The sequence below is a fragment of the Lacrimispora brassicae genome, assembly GCF_054772055.1.
In genome coordinates this window covers 1-17,405 of sequence record NZ_BRYH01000028.1, presented here as the reverse complement: position 1 = coordinate 17,405, position 17,405 = coordinate 1, and the positions used below count along the sequence as shown (strand labels likewise).

Annotated in this window: 17 protein-coding genes; all 17 read right to left on the bottom strand. The window is 41.3% G+C overall.

Annotation, left to right across the window (positions count from 1 at the left end; all coding sequences use genetic code 11):
• Window positions 1–855 precede the first annotated feature (855 nt).
• The 17 genes from ACYVD3_RS14600 to ACYVD3_RS14520 all read right to left on the bottom strand — a co-directional run bounded on the left by ACYVD3_RS14600 (window position 856) and on the right by ACYVD3_RS14520 (window position 16,758).
• On the bottom strand, window positions 856–1,215 hold the full coding sequence (locus ACYVD3_RS14600) for a type II toxin-antitoxin system HicB family antitoxin (protein ID WP_460643216.1): 360 nt from the start codon (window positions 1,213–1,215) through the stop codon (window positions 856–858).
• On the bottom strand, window positions 1,202–1,456 hold the full coding sequence (locus ACYVD3_RS14595) for a type II toxin-antitoxin system HicA family toxin (protein WP_460643215.1): 255 nt from the start codon (window positions 1,454–1,456) through the stop codon (window positions 1,202–1,204). The genes ACYVD3_RS14600 and ACYVD3_RS14595 overlap by 14 nt, the downstream gene beginning before the upstream one ends.
• Before the next feature lie 471 nt (window positions 1,457–1,927).
• The gene (locus ACYVD3_RS14590) at window positions 1,928–2,716 is read right to left on the bottom strand and encodes an AAC(3) family N-acetyltransferase (protein WP_460643214.1); all 789 of its coding nucleotides are present in this window, start codon (window positions 2,714–2,716) and stop codon (window positions 1,928–1,930) included.
• 277 nt (window positions 2,717–2,993) lie between these two features.
• Complete coding sequence (locus ACYVD3_RS14585) at window positions 2,994–3,341, bottom strand: cupin domain-containing protein (protein ID WP_460643213.1); 348 nt, start codon at window positions 3,339–3,341, stop codon at window positions 2,994–2,996.
• A gap of 23 nt (window positions 3,342–3,364) precedes the next feature.
• The gene (locus ACYVD3_RS14580) at window positions 3,365–4,099 is read right to left on the bottom strand and encodes an SDR family NAD(P)-dependent oxidoreductase (protein WP_460643212.1); all 735 of its coding nucleotides are present in this window, start codon (window positions 4,097–4,099) and stop codon (window positions 3,365–3,367) included.
• 26 nt (window positions 4,100–4,125) lie between these two features.
• The gene (locus ACYVD3_RS14575) at window positions 4,126–6,030 is read right to left on the bottom strand and encodes a heparinase II/III domain-containing protein (RefSeq protein WP_460643211.1); all 1,905 of its coding nucleotides are present in this window, start codon (window positions 6,028–6,030) and stop codon (window positions 4,126–4,128) included.
• A complete protein-coding gene (locus ACYVD3_RS14570; protein ID WP_460643210.1) occupies window positions 6,027–8,033 on the bottom strand; it encodes a DUF4962 domain-containing protein in 2,007 nt (668 codons plus the stop codon). The genes ACYVD3_RS14575 and ACYVD3_RS14570 overlap by 4 nt, the downstream gene beginning before the upstream one ends.
• Before the next feature lie 4 nt (window positions 8,034–8,037).
• Entirely contained in the window at window positions 8,038–8,550 is a 513-nt protein-coding gene (locus tag ACYVD3_RS14565; RefSeq protein WP_460643209.1) for a hypothetical protein, read from the bottom strand.
• A gap of 7 nt (window positions 8,551–8,557) precedes the next feature.
• Window positions 8,558–8,962 carry a hypothetical protein gene (locus ACYVD3_RS14560; protein ID WP_460643208.1) on the bottom strand — a complete coding sequence of 135 codons (405 nt, stop codon included), beginning with the start codon at window positions 8,960–8,962 and terminating at the stop codon, window positions 8,558–8,560.
• Window positions 8,952–10,055, bottom strand: coding sequence for an ABC transporter ATP-binding protein (locus ACYVD3_RS14555; protein WP_460643207.1), 1,104 nt, complete (start codon window positions 10,053–10,055; stop codon window positions 8,952–8,954). The genes ACYVD3_RS14560 and ACYVD3_RS14555 overlap by 11 nt, the downstream gene beginning before the upstream one ends.
• Window positions 10,056–10,070: 15 nt before the next feature.
• The gene (locus ACYVD3_RS14550; protein WP_460643206.1) at window positions 10,071–10,520 is read right to left on the bottom strand and encodes a hypothetical protein; all 450 of its coding nucleotides are present in this window, start codon (window positions 10,518–10,520) and stop codon (window positions 10,071–10,073) included.
• On the bottom strand, window positions 10,513–11,064 hold the full coding sequence (locus tag ACYVD3_RS14545; protein ID WP_460643205.1) for a hypothetical protein: 552 nt from the start codon (window positions 11,062–11,064) through the stop codon (window positions 10,513–10,515). Before ACYVD3_RS14545 ends, ACYVD3_RS14550 begins: the two co-directional genes overlap by 8 nt.
• 50 nt (window positions 11,065–11,114) lie before the next feature.
• Window positions 11,115–13,217: a type 2 periplasmic-binding domain-containing protein gene (locus ACYVD3_RS14540; protein WP_460643204.1), complete on the bottom strand. Its 2,103-nt coding sequence runs from the start codon at window positions 13,215–13,217 to the stop codon at window positions 11,115–11,117.
• Between the two features lie 37 nt (window positions 13,218–13,254).
• Window positions 13,255–14,118: a carbohydrate ABC transporter permease gene (locus tag ACYVD3_RS14535; protein ID WP_460643203.1), complete on the bottom strand. Its 864-nt coding sequence runs from the start codon at window positions 14,116–14,118 to the stop codon at window positions 13,255–13,257.
• A gap of 19 nt (window positions 14,119–14,137) precedes the next feature.
• Window positions 14,138–15,103: an ABC transporter permease gene (locus tag ACYVD3_RS14530; RefSeq protein ID WP_460643202.1), complete on the bottom strand. Its 966-nt coding sequence runs from the start codon at window positions 15,101–15,103 to the stop codon at window positions 14,138–14,140.
• Window positions 15,084–15,662, bottom strand: a complete 579-nt coding sequence (locus ACYVD3_RS14525; protein ID WP_460643201.1) for a hypothetical protein — start codon at window positions 15,660–15,662, stop codon at window positions 15,084–15,086. The genes ACYVD3_RS14530 and ACYVD3_RS14525 overlap by 20 nt, the downstream gene beginning before the upstream one ends.
• Window positions 15,663–16,002: 340 nt before the next feature.
• On the bottom strand, window positions 16,003–16,758 hold the full coding sequence (locus ACYVD3_RS14520; RefSeq protein WP_460643200.1) for an IclR family transcriptional regulator: 756 nt from the start codon (window positions 16,756–16,758) through the stop codon (window positions 16,003–16,005).
• Between the last annotated feature and the right edge of the window lie 647 nt (window positions 16,759–17,405).

Sequence of the window (17,405 nt, the reverse complement as noted above, 5' to 3'; positions counted from 1 at the left end):
TTGCCTTTTCTTTTCATTATAGTAGAAAACTCCCGGTTATTCAACTAAAGCACCCGGCATCAGAGGATATAGTGTCTCCATCTCACAGCTTTTAATCGCTAAGAATGCCCCCTCTTCCTACCATTGTCTCATTGCCCCATTCATTAAGCTATCTACTTATTCTCTTAGATTACTTAGGTTTATTTAACACCTCTCCCCCTATATCCCAATTTTTTTCTTAGTCTCTATACATAGAAAAGTTCAGGTTACTTACTATGTAAAAATACATATAATTTGTATCGGTATGAAGAAAGTCCGTAGCTTATTTAAAAAGGCTTCCTTACTTCCCATGTTGCCCCACTTAAGAAGACCCATTTACTGTATCGGTCTATTGAATTGTCTAATTATTACTACCGGAAGTTCCTGATAAGCCACTTAAATGAAAAAGGGTGCTTTATTATTATGGACCCTCCTTATATACGAGAATTCCGGGTACAAAAACAAAGTTATGAGTTGGAATTTACTGACCTCCAACACCGCAGTATGCTACAGCTTTTAAGCGGACAAGACTATTCTGCAAAAGTGGTTCTTTACGGATATAAAGAAAAAGAGAACGATATGTAAAGGCGGGACGAAGTAAGAAAAATACAGAATCAAGAGAATATATCTGGTGCAATTTTGATGTGGAGTATTTCTTGGTTATATGCATTGTTACCGGATAAAGCATTTTTAAGAGGCTGTCAACGAACAAGATAACTATACGCTGAATATAATGTAAGGCGGAGTTAGTGATGATATAACCAACACTAACTCCTGCATTTCACTAAACTAAGATAATACTTTCAACTGTTGTTTATAATATCATCAATATCGGGGTCAGTTCCGCACCCTATCATTCTGGGCAAGAAGATACAAACAATACTGGTTCATACTGATTCCTTCTCTCTTTGAATGTTCCGCTAACTGGCGGTGTAATGACTTAGGTATTCTCAATTTAAACTGTCCTGAATATTTATCCAAATCATCTGGCTCTGGTATCTCATTACCATCTTCAAGCATTGCTTCCAACCAAGCCCTTTTCGCATCCTTTGCATTGTCAATAGCCTTTTCAATGGTCTCTGCACAAGTTATACAGCCCTTTAAGTCTGGAAAGGCTACAACATATCCTCCCTCGTCATGGTCTTCTACAATTTCCATTCTATAAGGTAAATCCATATATTCATCAATCGTTCTCATTGTTCGGCGCCTCACTTTCTACAATCTCTCTCACCATTTGCACATATACCTTTTTAATCGGCTCATGCTTTGGTATGGTTATTGGCATACAGCCTGATTTTCGAAATGTATAATGACTACTTCCCCCTTTAGGAGACTTCATCTCGTATCCATAGTATTCCAAGACACGGCGCAATTCATTAAATCGTAGGTCTTTCGACAAAGAGTATATTTTACTTATTAATTTATCCCATTGTGACATTCTCTAATCCTCTCTTATTATCACATTATACATTGGTGTCATATATGGTGTCAATATTTTTTAACTATTTCTACTAAGCCACTGCAACAATCAAAAGGCTAATAGAATTGTTCCATATTGTACCACTCCCCATACAACAGAAAATTTCTATCCCACAAACTGTTTAAACCCTTATACCAGCTAGTCATTTTCCATTCAAAAAAAGCTCCTGCCGTTTTACACTGCAAGAGCAAATTCTATTGTATCCGTTGTAACCAGTCCGGCACATAATGGGAAGTACGGACCGGAACCCCATCTTTATAAATAGCAATTCTTATAAATTCCTTCGCATTGCCATACAAAGAAGCCAGGTTACACATGGGAAGTATCCGCTTTAAGTTCTGGAACATTTCCAGGTACCGTTCTGATTGGAGATAAAACACTCTGGCCCCATTTCACTTTAAGGCAATCCTGCTGCATAAAAAAATTAACTTATTCTTTCAGCCACCACTCCTTAGGAATTGTTTCCAATTCTATGATACAATTAATCTGGTGGGACAACACATCCTTTGTCACTTCATATACTCCATTAGCATCGCACAGAATGCAGGTGGCATCGCCAAATGATGCCTTAACCGCTGCATTTCTGTCGTAAAAAGCCTGTTCCAGTTTTTTGTAATTCTCTGAAATATGATCCGTAACAGGATTTTCATGACAGTGCATGAAGGAGGGCTTAATCTGATTGCCTGGCATGACTATCTTAAAATAAGTGGGTTCTTTGGTCAGGCGCTCCGGTACATCTAAATGTTCTTCCACGCAGTGGATAAAAGTATTTCGCTCATGCCCAACCCCAAGAAGCAGGATTTTACCATTTCTTTCTTTTAAACGATCATAGCAGCCACCTGGCGGGCAGGGTGTTGTTCGATTTTCCTCTCCCTCAATAAATGCTTTACCATCCTTTCCGTACACAGCTACACTATGGGTTGGATGAAGGGAACGAAGTACTCCTTTCCGTTTCATAAAAAGATTGGGTAAAATTCCTACGCAAGCCGGTTCTATTCGCGGATCATATACATTGTGGTATTCTGACATGGCGGCCCATGTATGAGTGGGCAGTATAAGCAGGCCGTCAGACATATATTCCATAAAAGCATCAAGTACTGTATCCGCCCCACCTTCAACCTCTCCGATTGCCTTCATGGATGAGTGGAGGAGCAAAGTTTCATGAGGCATAATTCCCATTTCTTTCAAATACTGCTTCAGATTTTGTTTTGTAAACATAATAGAACCTTTCTCTTTCCAAATAAATTAATAGTACCCTGTCTACTATCATAAGGAAGATGACGGAATTTTACAAGTGATCCTGATTTAATATGAATTTTGAATATAATGGTTTTGCAGAAAAAGGCATTCAGGATTGAGACTCAAATCATGTTTTATAAGCAAAATGAAAGAGGGAATTCACCGGTACAATAATGGCAGGCTGCCAATTTAGCATTTTGGCAGCCTATCATTCCTGTATGAAATTTTATAACTGAATTTTCCCTTGTAACGTCTGCTACACTTCCTCATCTTCTTTTACATCTGCAATAAAGTCTTCCCGCTGTGGCGTAAATATATCCAGGATCACTGAATCTTCCAATGCAACTGCACCATGCAGCACATCCGGTTCTACATAATAGCTGTCACCGGCCTTCAGCATATAGGTTACACCGTTGGCTTCATACTCGAAAGAGCCGGATACAATATAGCTGACCTGCTCATGAGGATGCTTATGAACCTTCCCGGCCGCCCCTTTTTTAAAAGAGGCCTCTACTCCCATCAGGCTGCCGCCTCTTGCAAGAATCCGCCTGGTGATTCCCGGCTCCGGATTCGTAGGAATTATATCTTCATATTTTAAAACCATCTCAACACTCCCTTTCTATATCATCAGATAAACACCTGACCGCCATTGATCTGAATAATCTCTCCGGTAATAAAGGAAGCTTTTTCAGAAACCAGGAATCCGATCACTGACGCTACCTCCGATGGTTCTCCAAGCCGCTTCATAAGAATCCCTTCTTTCCAGGACTCCAGGATTTCACGCTTTGTAGCGGAGTGAAATGCCGTGTCAATGGTGCCTGGCGATACGGCATTTACACGGATTCCATATTCCGCAAGATCTTTTGCCAGCGCCCGTGTCAGCCCTTCAATGGCCGCCTTACTTGCCGCATAGATCCCCGCACCCGGACCTCCGCCGGAGGTAACTGCAATGGTACTATAGTTAATGATGGAGGGTTGATTTCCCTTTTTCAGCAGGGGAATGGCTGCACGGCTTGCAAAAAATGCGCTGTCAAAGTTTAGTGCCATTACCCTTCTCATAAAGGAAGTATCCATCTCTTCAAAACGCTGTCTTCCCCCAAGACCTCCCACGTTGTTCACTAACACATCCAAAGAATCATAGGTTTGGGAGATTTTTTCAAAGCAAAGATTCATGTCTTCCTCTTTCATAGAATCCGCATAAATGAATTCGCTGTTTATTCCATTGTCTTTTAACGTTTTTAATGCCGTTTCCCCATCCTCACGATTAATTCCCGTGACGATAATATCATAACCGGCCTTCCCTAACTCTATGGCAGCACTTAAGCCAATTCCACTTGTTCCTCCTGTGATTACTGCTCTCATTTTTAATCTCCTTTTCTCAGCTTTCATTATTGTTTTGTCTCCAGCATTATTTTTAAATGATAATGGGGAGAGGTTCCTGTGTTCCTAAGTAAAATCGTATTTCTCGTTTGATTGACCGGATTATCCAATGTTTTTAACAGGTATAACTGGTGATTCTCAGACAGATCAATCCATATGCTCCACCTTATATCTTCCACTCCGGCATGGAGAACAACATGGTTTTCTTTTGTTTTTACTCTTTTGGTTTCAAGGATATGCTGATAACCATTTTTCTCAAACCCCAGGGTTCCATCTTCCAGTTCCAGATCGTATTCCAGGCAAAGAGCGGATTCTAAATGGAACACATAATCAAAAATTCCTTCCGTTCCGCTTTCTACCCAAAAATCATCAAAAAAGGAATCCTCCGTGATTTGAATTGTCCTGATATAGTTAATCCCTTCATAGACATTTCTGGCCGCTGCAGTCACCTTATTTTCCTCATAATACAGGCATTCTCCCGGACTTACAGAGGTAATGTCCATTCCATTCCAGCAGACGGTATTGTGAGACAGGGTTTTCCTATGCCATTCGTTGCACAGGCGGGCCCGGTATCCTGCATTTGACAGATCCCGGGATATTCTGTGATTTCCATACATCAGTTCCACATTCATGATGTCCGGGTGGGCATGGGATTTTCCATTCAATCCATATTTCATAAACCCATTCCATTTGGCATTTCTCAAAATCACATAATTTGATTTAGGAAAGTTGTTTGACTGCCGTTTTACCGGGGTGAATGTCTGATAATCAAAGTCAATGTTAAACAGCATCTGTTCCAGGCATACGGTGTTGCTGCAATAATACGGCTCTGACAAAGGCAGGACCGTACGAACCGAATCAGACGCTTCAATGTTCTTCACAAGATTGCCGATTACACTGTCTTCGCCCATGGCCCTGGCCGCCGTATGGTAGATATAGCTGAATGTGCGCAAATTCAAATTGGGCCAGCCATCGTTGGGATTGGGAAGGAAGTGATTGTCAAATGCATAATTATATGCCTGTACAAACATATTCTGAAAAATTTCAGTCCCTGCTTTTCCAAAATCATAGCCATAAATCTTACTGAACAAAAACAGATAAGTAATGCCTTCCAATAAAAAGAAATTATAATGGATGGATCCCTCATACCAGAAAAAGTCTTTCGTCACTCCCGTTTCCAGTTGTTTTCTGATATTAAACTCACTGGTGAATGCAAAATCAATCATCTCCTGATCCTGGAATGCCAGCCCCATAATACCGATGGCGGATAAATTCCAGCAGCTTATATTGTGGATCCTTGTGGCCTGAGGCGCCAGCAATAAATACATTTCCCGAAACATATTGTGATACACCAGATCCAGAAATTCCGGACTTAATTCATCTCTTATAATCTCAATGGTCTGGACAAAACGTATGGCAACAATGGATTCATTCAGCCCCTGAGGCATCATTCTCCCGCATCCCCAGGGCATTGTGTCATAGGAATTTCCGGTGAGGTTTTCTTTGTTATGCAGCAGAAATTCCTTATAATGGCTGGCGTAAAATTTCATCACTGATACGGAATAATCAAAATACTTCTTTTCCTTTGTAGCTTTATAAATGAATGCAGATACCAGCGCCATGATCACCGCTTTGTTCCGGTAAAAATAAACCCACACGCCATCCAAAATCTCACTCTCAAACACCTTTTGGCACACTTCGCACCGGTGCCTGTCAGGGGAGTTTAAATCAAAGATCAGCCTTCCTCCGTCATCGTCACAGAAATAATAATGCCCCCACCGGCTTAACCGGTCCGGAGAATCAGAAAAATAAGGAAGAAACTCATCTACATCCCTTTTCATTTCCTGTATCAGCTCCCGGTTTCTGCCCTCTCCATTGATCAGTTCATAAAACCTGTCATTTACATACTTCATTCCCTTTCCTCACTTTTTTCCCTGTTTTGCAAAATCCGGTAACTTTTTCTTTCTCCGTTTTTGCTGCAGACTTCTATCTTACCTACGGCCATTTCATCTCCAAAAATCAATCTATAGTCTTTTTCTCCATGTCTGACGTGAAGCTCCTTGCCTTCAAACGAAATTTCCGTATTCATTCCATCAAAAGTAAAGCATTCTATAAACGTCTGCTTTTTCGTGGGAGAAGCTGATTGAAATGACAGAGTATTGATGAAAGATCTGCAAAGCTTATCCGGCTCCTGGGTTGTCATCACACTGACAATTTCCTGGGTGTACTGATCCCAGCAGATCCCTTGATCAGAAAGAACTGTATATGTCATACCTCCGGTTTCCATGGGATAATAATAGGTATGATCGTTCTGCTTTTGTGCCGGCATATCTGTATTGGAAATAATGCGGTAGGTATGGTCCTTATCAGACACACACACATCAACGAAAAGAAAAAAGAACAACTGGTCGGTAAATAACAGCCGGCTTACTTCTTTCATGCCAAGTTCTTCCGGGTATATCCCGGAGGTTTCGCCTTTGTAAATAACCATGGAATCATCAAGCTCAAAATAAACCACTTCTCCCCCATATTTTTTCTCAATGGGATAAAACGGATCTTTATCAAGCCTTTTTCTGGCACTGCTCATATATATGTCATTTACATTGACTGCATCTGTGTATTGACCGTCTACCAGAATTACATTGTGGTTATCCGGCATAAGGTTCCGGTTATATCCGTCTTCGCAGGTCAAATATTCACTTCCCCTTGCAAAAATATAAGAAAGATTATCCGGATGATGGTGGGAAAGGGAAAGACATTCCACACCTTCCTTCCGGTATAAGTCCCAGCCATTCATCCATTGCTTTCTGCCACCAGGGCAGCCGCATTTCATGGTCAGGACCTTGCTGCTTCTGCTCCAGTCTTCTCTCATTGACACCAAACCCAAATCTTCAAAAAACCTTACTCTCGGCAGAAGGGAAAGGGGCTTCCCTAACACATTTGGATCATACCATAGAAATTCAAATACAGCCTCCGGCAAAATACCCGGTTTGATTTTACTCTTTTGGGCTTCTGCCATGAGGAATTCATCAAGAACCAGATTGGCATAGGTTTGAGCAAAGCCATCCCCATACTCGGCAGCCACTTTATAATAGACACAGGGGGCATGTCCGCTGTGGCGGTCATGACTGTCTCCGAAATTCATCTGCTGCTCAAAATTACCGCAGGATTGATATAACCGGTAATAAAAGGTATGCTTTAAATAATTGCTTGTTTGAAAATAATCCGTGCCTTCCTGTATTTTAAGGAGATGGGCATATACAAACAGCCACATTCCCCCATATCTCCAGTAGGGAACGCCTTCATAATTTGATCCGTCATCTGCAAGGAGAGAAAATACTCTGGAAAAATTCTTTTTCGCTTCCTCTGTATATTGGAGGGCCTTGTCACAAGTCTCTGAAAGCACATATCCCGCCGCTGCAAGACCTGTCATATTGATCCAGTTGTGATTCTGATAATAACTGGTGGACCAGCCATGCCCATAAGTATCCAATTTATACTGGTACATAATATCTGCGTGATGTTTGATCTTGGCCAGGATTTTCTCTTTTTCTTCTTCCCTTAAAAACGGCTTCAGCCAGTCATATCCCAAGGACAGCCCAAATAAGATCCAGGAAGCAGATAAATCCACATTTACCAAATGGGCGTTGCCCCATTGCTCATAGGATAAAACCGCCCCAATGAACCTCTTTGCTTCGGCCAGGTACTTCTCCTCTTCACTGAGGCAGTATGCAAGGGCAAGATTCATGATTGCAATCCCCATATAAGTGGTGCTCTCTTTTGGATGCTGTGCAGGCAATTGATATGCCTCATACCGGTCAGCCTGCAAAAGCAGCCTTTGATACTGCTTTTCTCTCACGCCTTTGATTTGTTCTTTGTAAGGCCTTAAGTCACCAATAAATACCAGCTTGCTCATGCTTCTATTTCTCCTCTTTTTTCCTCATTTCGGCCACTGTATCCATCAACCCGGTCAGCAGGGAATAATAGATGATGTAGATCACAGCAAAACCAATGGGTTCTCCCGGGATGGTGACCGTGCCTTCCGGAAGGTGAAACAGTCTCTCCAACAGCAGGTTTACGCTTTGATACGTCATATAAATCAAAAACACAAGGATCAGATTTTTTAAGATCTCAGCCAGTTTTAAAACGGCATTTTGCCAGCCGCTTCGCTCAAAATAGGATTGATTGTAAATTTTCCCTTGTCTTACAATATCAAACATCCGGTAAACAACCGGATTATAAAGAAACAATGTTGCAAGTCCCAATCCCAGTCCAAGGAAAAAAATCATATCCAGGGGATCGGCAAAGACGCCGGACTGTGTGCCAAATCCAATAAAAAAATAGCACATACCTGCAATCCACCACCTGAGTACTCCTGCTTTCACATTGTCTGAAATCTTCTTTTTTCCATATTTTTTCTCTATGCCCGTCATGATCCCATCACCTGTTCTTTACTAAATCAGCAATCAGCAGAATACCGGAAATTACATAAGCCAAAACGATTGCCATACTGAAAATTACCCCACGATTTACCACACTCACATCAAGAGAGCGCTGCACAGAAATTGCATTCCGGTAAATAGTGACCAGATATAATCCTAATCCTGATGTTACAAAACAGATCAATGCCGTAAAAATCCGTTCTGCTATTTCTCTATTCTTTATACGGGTTGACTCAAACAGGGCAACCAGCCCCATGAGAACAAACAGGAACATCACAAAACCGCACATCTCATGTTCCAGAAGAAGCAGGGCCTTTACATGAATATTGGTAAAAATCAGATGCACCATAGAAGAAATCATAATAATCGCTTTCGCTATACTGGTTAACTGTTTACTCATCATTCTCCCCCGCCTTTGCATGCATCACTAATTCTGTTGTCTCCTTATCAAAAAAATAGATATGTTCCATTCCAAAGTGGATATTGATCTGCTTGTCAAATGTGTCCTCCATGCTTTCGATCTGGCATGTCAGGACCGATTCTCCGATCTTTACATATAAAATATAACAATTGCCTAAAAATTCTTTGTTCTCCAGTTCTCCTGCAACCGTATTTTTACCTTCCCCATTGGAAATCGAGAACTGCTCCGGCCTGATCCCCAATATAAGCTCTCTGCCGGAATACTTTTTTAAGGGATCCGCAATTTTTTTGGGCAAAAAAAGTGTATGGGAACCAAACACAAACCGGCTGTCCTCAACCCTTCCTTCAATGAAATTCATCTGAGGCGCTCCAATAAAACCTGCTACAAATAAATTGCAGGGCTCATAATAAATTTCATTTGGGGTTCCTGCCTGCTGGATAATCCCGTCTTTTAAAACCACCATACGGTCTGCCATTGTCATGGCCTCTGTCTGGTCATGAGTTACATAAATGGTGGTGACCTTTAATTCCCTCTGGAGCTTTACAATCTCAGCCCTTGTACTTGTTCTCAGCTTTGCATCCAGGTTTGACAGCGGCTCATCCATGAGAAATACCTTTGGCTTTCTTACTACCGATCTGGCCAGAGCCACTCTCTGCTTCTGTCCTCCGGATAACTGTCCCGGCAAACGTTTTAACAGGCTTCCAATTCCTAAAATTCCGGAAGCTTCTTTCACTTTGTCATAAATAACCGTGTCTTTTTCATGTCTGACACGCATACTCATCCCCACGTTGTCATAAACCGTCATATTGCCGTACAGCGCATAGTCCTGGAACACCACCGCAATATCCCGTTCTACCGGCGGACATTTATTAATGACCTTATCATCCAAAATCAGATCTCCGCCGGATATTTTTTCCAGCCCCGCAATCATGCGCAGGATCGTTGACTTTCCGCAGCCAGACGGCCCTACAAGGACAATGAATTCTCCATCCTCAATCTCTAAATTGAAGTCATTGACCGCGCAAAATCCATTTGCATATGCTTTACTTATGTTTTTAAACCGGAGTTTTCCCATACCTTTCACCTCGTCCTAGCTGGCATCTGACTGCTTTAACTGTTCCTGAAGCCTTTGTCTTCTGTTGGTATGCTTCAAGCTGATGAAGCCGGCTGCCAGAAGTATGACTCCTCCAAAAATATTTGCAGCCCCGATTTCCATGTGTCTGGCATATGGCTTCAGCACCAGGGGGACCAGCACAGACATTCTGACCAGCATGTAAATACCAAGAAAAACAGCAATGACCGCCCACTTTTTATGATAGGTATTGACCTTCACGGCACAGGTAAAAAGTACAAACAATATCACAATATTAATCATTACCGTAACTCCCATTAAGTAACTCACCGGCATAACATCCAGAACCATAATATCATAGATGAGCTCAGCCAATATGGCACACAGGATCAGTGAATATGGCAGCACATCCTTTTTATATAATGACACGTATGCCTTTTTTTCTTTTTCAAGCAACCGATTATCCATTCCTTGTGCTCCCCTTCTTCTGATTCTTCTGGAACTTAAAATGGCTTCTGCCAATGGCAGCAATATAATAAGCACAGCAGAGAATATAGGAAATGTAGATTCCCAATCCAATTCGGAACGTGGTAAAATGAGGCTTATAATCACCTGCGCTCTCTAACCGCAAATACTGGAAATCCAGGCCGGCATAATAGCTTTCTATGGCCTGAAGGTTAAACAAGGCATAGGCGGAACATGCACAGCAGAGGAGCAGTGACAGTTCCATTATGATCAAAGCAAATTTATCCGGTATTTTACCGAAAAGCTCCAACAGAAAGGAAAGCAAAATTACCAGAACTCCAAAAACCGCAAATGTAAAAATCTGTTTATTAAATATCTGCAGGATGTAATCGTGGAAAAAGGAAATCTGATCATTCTGCTTTAATTTCAATCCGAACAAGTCTTTATACTCTGTCATGAAACAAAGAGTATAGAGGAACACAATGATTACGATCCCGGTATATAATCCTGCTGCTAATCTTTGAGTTTTTAAACACTTCTGCATCATCAGCTCCCACCTTTTTATAAGGGAGGGGAAAGCCCCCTCCCCCGGTTTAACTACTGTTTTTCTAATGTCATAACATCATAGGCCGCCTGATAAGTTTCTTCATAAATATCAAGTCCCCGCTTCTTAAATTCTGCCGTATACTCTTCGTAGCTTTTTGCTACTACCGCTCCCTGAGGCGCATTGCCCTTTGCCTGATAACGGACGATATTAAACATATATTCTACAATATCCTCTGTATCAAGGGAGGTTGTATCTGAAATGGTTTCTTTCTGCCTGGAAGTCAGGGAGAAGACCGGCGGTACCATCTTATAATAATTTGGATTATCCCCGCTCATTCCGTTTCCGGCATAAGTAGCAAAGTTGGTTGTTGAATTTTGCAGAAGAGCCCAGCCTTCAAATCCCCGTTCAGAAGTATACTGATACTCAAATCCGATTTCTTTCTGGTATCCGATGGGTATCAGACAACCCATCCAGTCTCTTAAGAACGTAGACAAATCTCCTTTTGCCACTTGGCCTGAAGTTTCATATACCCAGTTGGTGAATAAGGGATATTTTAATCCATCCGGTCCTGTATAATCTTTTCCTTCCTCCAGATTCATAGGCAATCCATAATTCTGCAATATGCTTCCTTCTTCTGTAAAAAGATAATCCATAACCGCACATGCCCTGTGGATCTGGTCTTCCGTTGAGCCTGCTACGGAAATTGACCAGCCGTCCGGCTTAATGGCTCTTCCGTTATCCAGATAATACTGCCATGCACCATTTACCTTGGCAACCGGAGGCAGAATCACAACCGTATCAGGATTTAAGGAATCAGATGTAGAGGAAGCAATCCAGTCATAGGTCATAAATCCAAAGGACGGTGCTTCTCCCTCATCAGTCCCCCACAAGGTAGAACGATAATTGGTCTTTTCAGTCCGGTCATAAGCGTCGGAATAGATCAGTCCTTCCGCTTCCATCATGGATAAATACTGTAAGACATTGTAAACCCCTTCCTTTGAATAGGTATACTGGATACGTCCATTCTCATCAATATACCACCTTGCAGAATAGGAGTCTGCTCCATGGACTTTTACACCGTCAAAATATGTAGATAACCGGAGCAAATCCTCACGGTAGTTGGACTGTCTCACAAAAAGCGGCCATACCACATCCGCTTTTCCATTGGTCAGCAAAGTGGGATTTGCTTTAATACAGCGCATCAGGGCAATCATCTCATCAATGTCATAGGCAGCCTTTTCCCCCAGGAACAATTCTGACGGGCTGCTGTAATCATAATTATCCTTAATGTACTGAATTAACGCATTGGTTAAGGTTTCACCATTTTTCACTTCCAGGGCGTTCTGAATTTCAATAATATCCTGGTCCGTCTTTTTTACAATGTCGATTCCTTCTTTGGGAGTAACTGTTCCACCGTTTTCTCCTGTTCTGCGGTTGTTTTCCACATAAAAGCCTTTATAATGCACATCATAGGAATTCTTATCATAGGCGGCGCCTTCTCCATCCAAAAGCCCGGTGACCCAGGATTCCCGGATAACAAAGGTCCTTGCGATCTGGTTCAGTTCAGCAATATAAGGTACATGATAAATATTTCCGTCGTAAGCAGTAATCGCAGACATAACATCAGGATTTTTTGATAAATATTCTTTAAAATTAGGCATATAGCCGGTTTTCATCATTTCACTTAAGTTCACAAATTTCCCTTCGGTTCCATAAAACATAAGGCGTTCTGCAATGGATTCGCCTCCATAAATATTGGCTCCGGAAAAATTCGATGTGGATTCCGTCTGGATCATATCAGTTGCCTTTACATCCTGTACCGTCACATCGGAAAACTTGCTGTTTAATTCCTTTTCCATATAGGACCACATTGGTTTTAACATGCCGGCCGTTACAATGGTGCCATCCGGCAGAGTCAATGGAGACTCCTGATTGTAAGTCATGGTTCTAGACTTATTTCCATTGGCAATATTAAACTTTAATTGAACCGCCTCCGTTAAATCGGTTTTATCGCCGGCTTCCTCACTGGTTTCCTGTTCTGTTTCTGCTGCCGCTAAGGTTGATGCCTGATCCACAACGGAAGAACCGCATCCGGTCAGCGCCGATGCAAGCATAACAGCACACAGAATACCCCCTGCTACTTTGTTTCTCATAAAAATCCTCCTTCTGCCTTTATGGCGAATAAATCATTTATCCTTTTACTCCCCCCATATTCACACCTTTTGCAAAGTACTTCTGAATATACGGGTAAATAACTAACACTGGAATGATGGAGCATATAATAATGGCATAAGCCAGACTGTCTGCGGAATAGGCAAGATTAACCGGAGATTCATCATATAATTTCTGATAATTTTCAATCAACTGCCGCAAATACACCTGCAGCGGCTGCTCATAAGGGTTTGCCAGCAGCATCCTTGACCAGTAATAACCATTCCATCTTGAAATGGCATAAAACAAAGTTACTGTTGCAATGCTGGCAGTGGACATGGGTATGTAAACCTTTCCAAGCATCTGAAACTCATTGGCTCCATCCATAATTGCCGCTTCTTCTATCTCTTTGGGAATACTGCCGAAATAATTCCTGAGAAGAATGATGTTATATGCCTGGATACCGAAGGCAATAATCATTCCCCACCGGTTATCCACATGCATGGTCTTATAATTTAAATAAAGGGGAATCATTCCGGCACTGAACCACATGGTAAATACCAGTAAAAAGTTCCATTGCCTTCTGAACATCAGTTTATTTTTCTGCAGTGCATAAGCCCCTGTAATGGAAATCGCCATACTCCAGGCAGTACCAAGTACGGTATAGAACAGGGTATTGGTATATGCAATCCAAAAGCCTTTATTATGCAGCACCATATCATAGGCCTGAAATGTCACTTCCTTTGGCAGGAGTACAATCTGGCCGCTTTCATACGCTACCTTTCCACTGATCGATACGCTGAATGCGTACAAAACCGGATACAGGGCAAGCAATGCAAAGATGATGATCATCGTATAGGAAAATACCTTAAATATCTTTTCACTTCTGTTTAAGCGCTCCATCGTTTCCGCCTTTCCTAATCTACCACAGGGATGTCTCTGATATATTTCTGCTGATCGTATTGGCACCGATCACCAGTGCAAACGCGATCAGTGAATTGAACAGGCTGACTGCGGCTCCAATTCCGTAATTTCCTGACAGAATACCGATTCTTTGTTCAAAGGTGGAGAGCACATCTGCTGTGACATAAATATTGGCATTGTACAAAAGCAAAACCCTTTCATAACCAATGGTCAGCATACTTCCTATCCTCATAATGATCATGATGATCAAAGTTGGAGCCATACCAGGAAATGTGATAAAGCGGATTTCCTGAAATTTATTGCCGCCATCTACTTTTAAGGCCTCATACAGAGAAGGGGAAATCCCCATAATAGCTGCAAAATAAACAATGGAATTATATCCGCTTTCTTTCCAGATCCCTACCATAATATAAAGGGGCCTGAAATAATTGGATTTCTGCATGATCGACACTCCCGGCTCAATCAGCCCCATATGCTGGAACAGTGAGGCGATAATTCCGGTGGAGCGGACACCGCTGTATACCAGCATAAGCGCAATGCCTGTGATCGTAACCTCTGAAAGGAAATGGGGCAGATAGGTTGCGGTCTGCGTCAGTTTTCTGAACGTATCATTTCCAATTTCAGCAAACAATAAAGCCAGTATAATGGGTACAGGGAATCCAAATATAAGACTATAGGCACTGATAATAAATGTATTTCTGAATGCCTGCCAAAACTCAACCCGATTGACTCCGGCAACAAGGTTAATAAAATTGTCAATTCCTTTAAATTCACTTCCCCAGACCCCAAACTGAGGGTCAAACCGCTTAAAAGCTATGAGAAGTCCTCCCATTGGCTTATAAGCCCACAATGCAAACCAGATCACCAGGGGAAGCAGAAGCACATATAAACGCCAATCCTTTCTCACCGCCTTCCATATTTTTTTTATCTGGGGCTCCCTCATTTTAATCTCTTCCGTTTCCATTCCCTTCTCCTTCCATCTCAGCAAAATAATATCTCATATCACAAATAAGCCCTTTCCGCATTTGCAGCACACAGCACACAATGATATTGATCATTAAGGCAAAAAATGTTGCCCCAAAATAATCCTTAACTCCTGTTGTTTCTCCGGTTAATAAAAATATGACAAGCCCCTTTCCTGCAGACAGACTGCAGTGAGAAAGAAGGATATAAAGGAGCAAAAACACATGCCCGTCTGCAATGCTGTCCCTGTTTCTTTCCCCATAAGCCAGCATGGGAATTCCTATAAATGCATTTGACAAGATATAAAATAAAATTCCGGACCAAAGCGGCATAGGAGAAAACAGGATACCGGGAATTCCTCCGATCATGGATACTACCACTCCGGCCGCTCCCCAGCGAATCATGGATATCAGACAGAGGGCCATGGAAAAACTGAAATAGAAGCTGCTGTTCCAAAATTCCAGCATCTTATAACTCATAATTTCTGAAACAGCGGCAAGTATGGAAAAAAACAACAGATCCAGATACCGGAAAGAAAAAACCCCTTTTGCTTTGTTCATAATTAAGAACTCCGTTCACAACATTGTTTAATAAATGAGATCTCTTTAAGGGAGATCTTAAAATTCAATAAGTTCATATATAAGAACTAAGTTTCTAACATGAGCATATTATACATTTCATTTCATTTTTTGTCAATATAAATGTGCACTTTATATTGATATTCCATATCATAGAAGTGCATTAGTTACAAACCATACAATTAAAAAATGCGAGAATGCCTTTTGTATTGTACTTCATCATCATAAACAAAAGGAACTTTTCTCGCATAGGAAATATTGTCCGGGGAACAGAGGTCTCACAACCACCAAATATTTGATGGTTTATAAAAGAATGAAGTCATCACGGATTGAGATGATATCCTAAATTTTTTGATATGTGCATCCCTACTTCTTTCAGTTCCTGAGCAACCTGCTCATCGTCAATGGTTTCATTGTAGATATCCGATAAAGAAACAGCCGCTATCACTCTTCCCGTATAGTCAAAAATAGGAGCTCCACAGCAACTGGTTATGTCCTCCAATTCTCTCTGGTCCAAAGAATATCCCCGCTCTTTTGTTTTTCTCAGTTCTTCCAGCAGTTGTTCTTTGGAGGTAATGGTGTAGTCTGTTAATGGTTTAAAATCAATCTTATCTAAAATTGCGCTCTGTTCCTCTTTGGGCAAAAATGCAAGAATTGCTTTTCCAAGAGATGTTGCATAGGCATCTTTTCTGGTTCCGATAGCGCATGAAGCTAACCTGGCGTTCTGTGCCACGTATTTATGCACGTAGACGATCTTGGTTCCATTTAAAACTGCCACAAAAGCTGTTTTGTTATATTTTTCAGCTATGGGCTGCAGGTTTACGGTACATTCATTTATAAGACTCATATCATCCACATATTTCATACCCAGGGAAAAAGTCTCTATCCCCAAACAATATTTTTTATCATTATCCCGAAGTGTTGTAATATAGTTCAGCTCCAATAATGACTGAACGATGACAAAGACACTGCTCTTAGCCATCCCCATTTCATTGGTAATCTCCTGTAAGGTTATCCCCCTTTTCCTCCCTGCGATCAACTGTAAAATCATAAATGTGCGTTCTACGGTTCGATTCATTTTATACCTCCAAAAGTTTATATATACGAATCAAATTCATAATTAAATTGATTGTATTCTTTTTTTGCTATAGTGTCAATATGTAACGCAATATTCTGTTTTTTTTAAACATATGAGACAAAATAATTGCTGCATTGAACCGCCACGGCCCCTCTCCCATAACATTGCCTGGAATGACCCATATGAATTTATAAATGAGAACATCATAAACGAGGAATGAATTTACTTTTTGCTGTATGATTTTTACAATGAGGTGAAAAATGGGGCGGCTGAAAAATTTAAGCAAAGCAATTGATTCTATAGAAAATAATCGAGTAGGAGGCGGTGACTAACCGCCGTCCTCTCACAGCACCGTGCGTACCGTTCGGTACACGGCGCTTTCAATAGTTGACGTGCACTGACTGATATGCATTGGCTAAATCATAGAAGCCACTGCATGTCAGTCTTTCTTTTGTTAAAGCTATATTTACCGCCATTGTGTGTGTCACAAACCAATGACCTCTTCGGCTATTAGCTGTTACATATGCTAAGTCTTTGGACACTCCTAGTTTTATTAGATTTCTCATCTTCGTCTTAGGCTTCTTCCACTGTTTCCATATACACATTCGTATACGATGGTAGAGCCAGCCGTTGATATCCTCAATAGG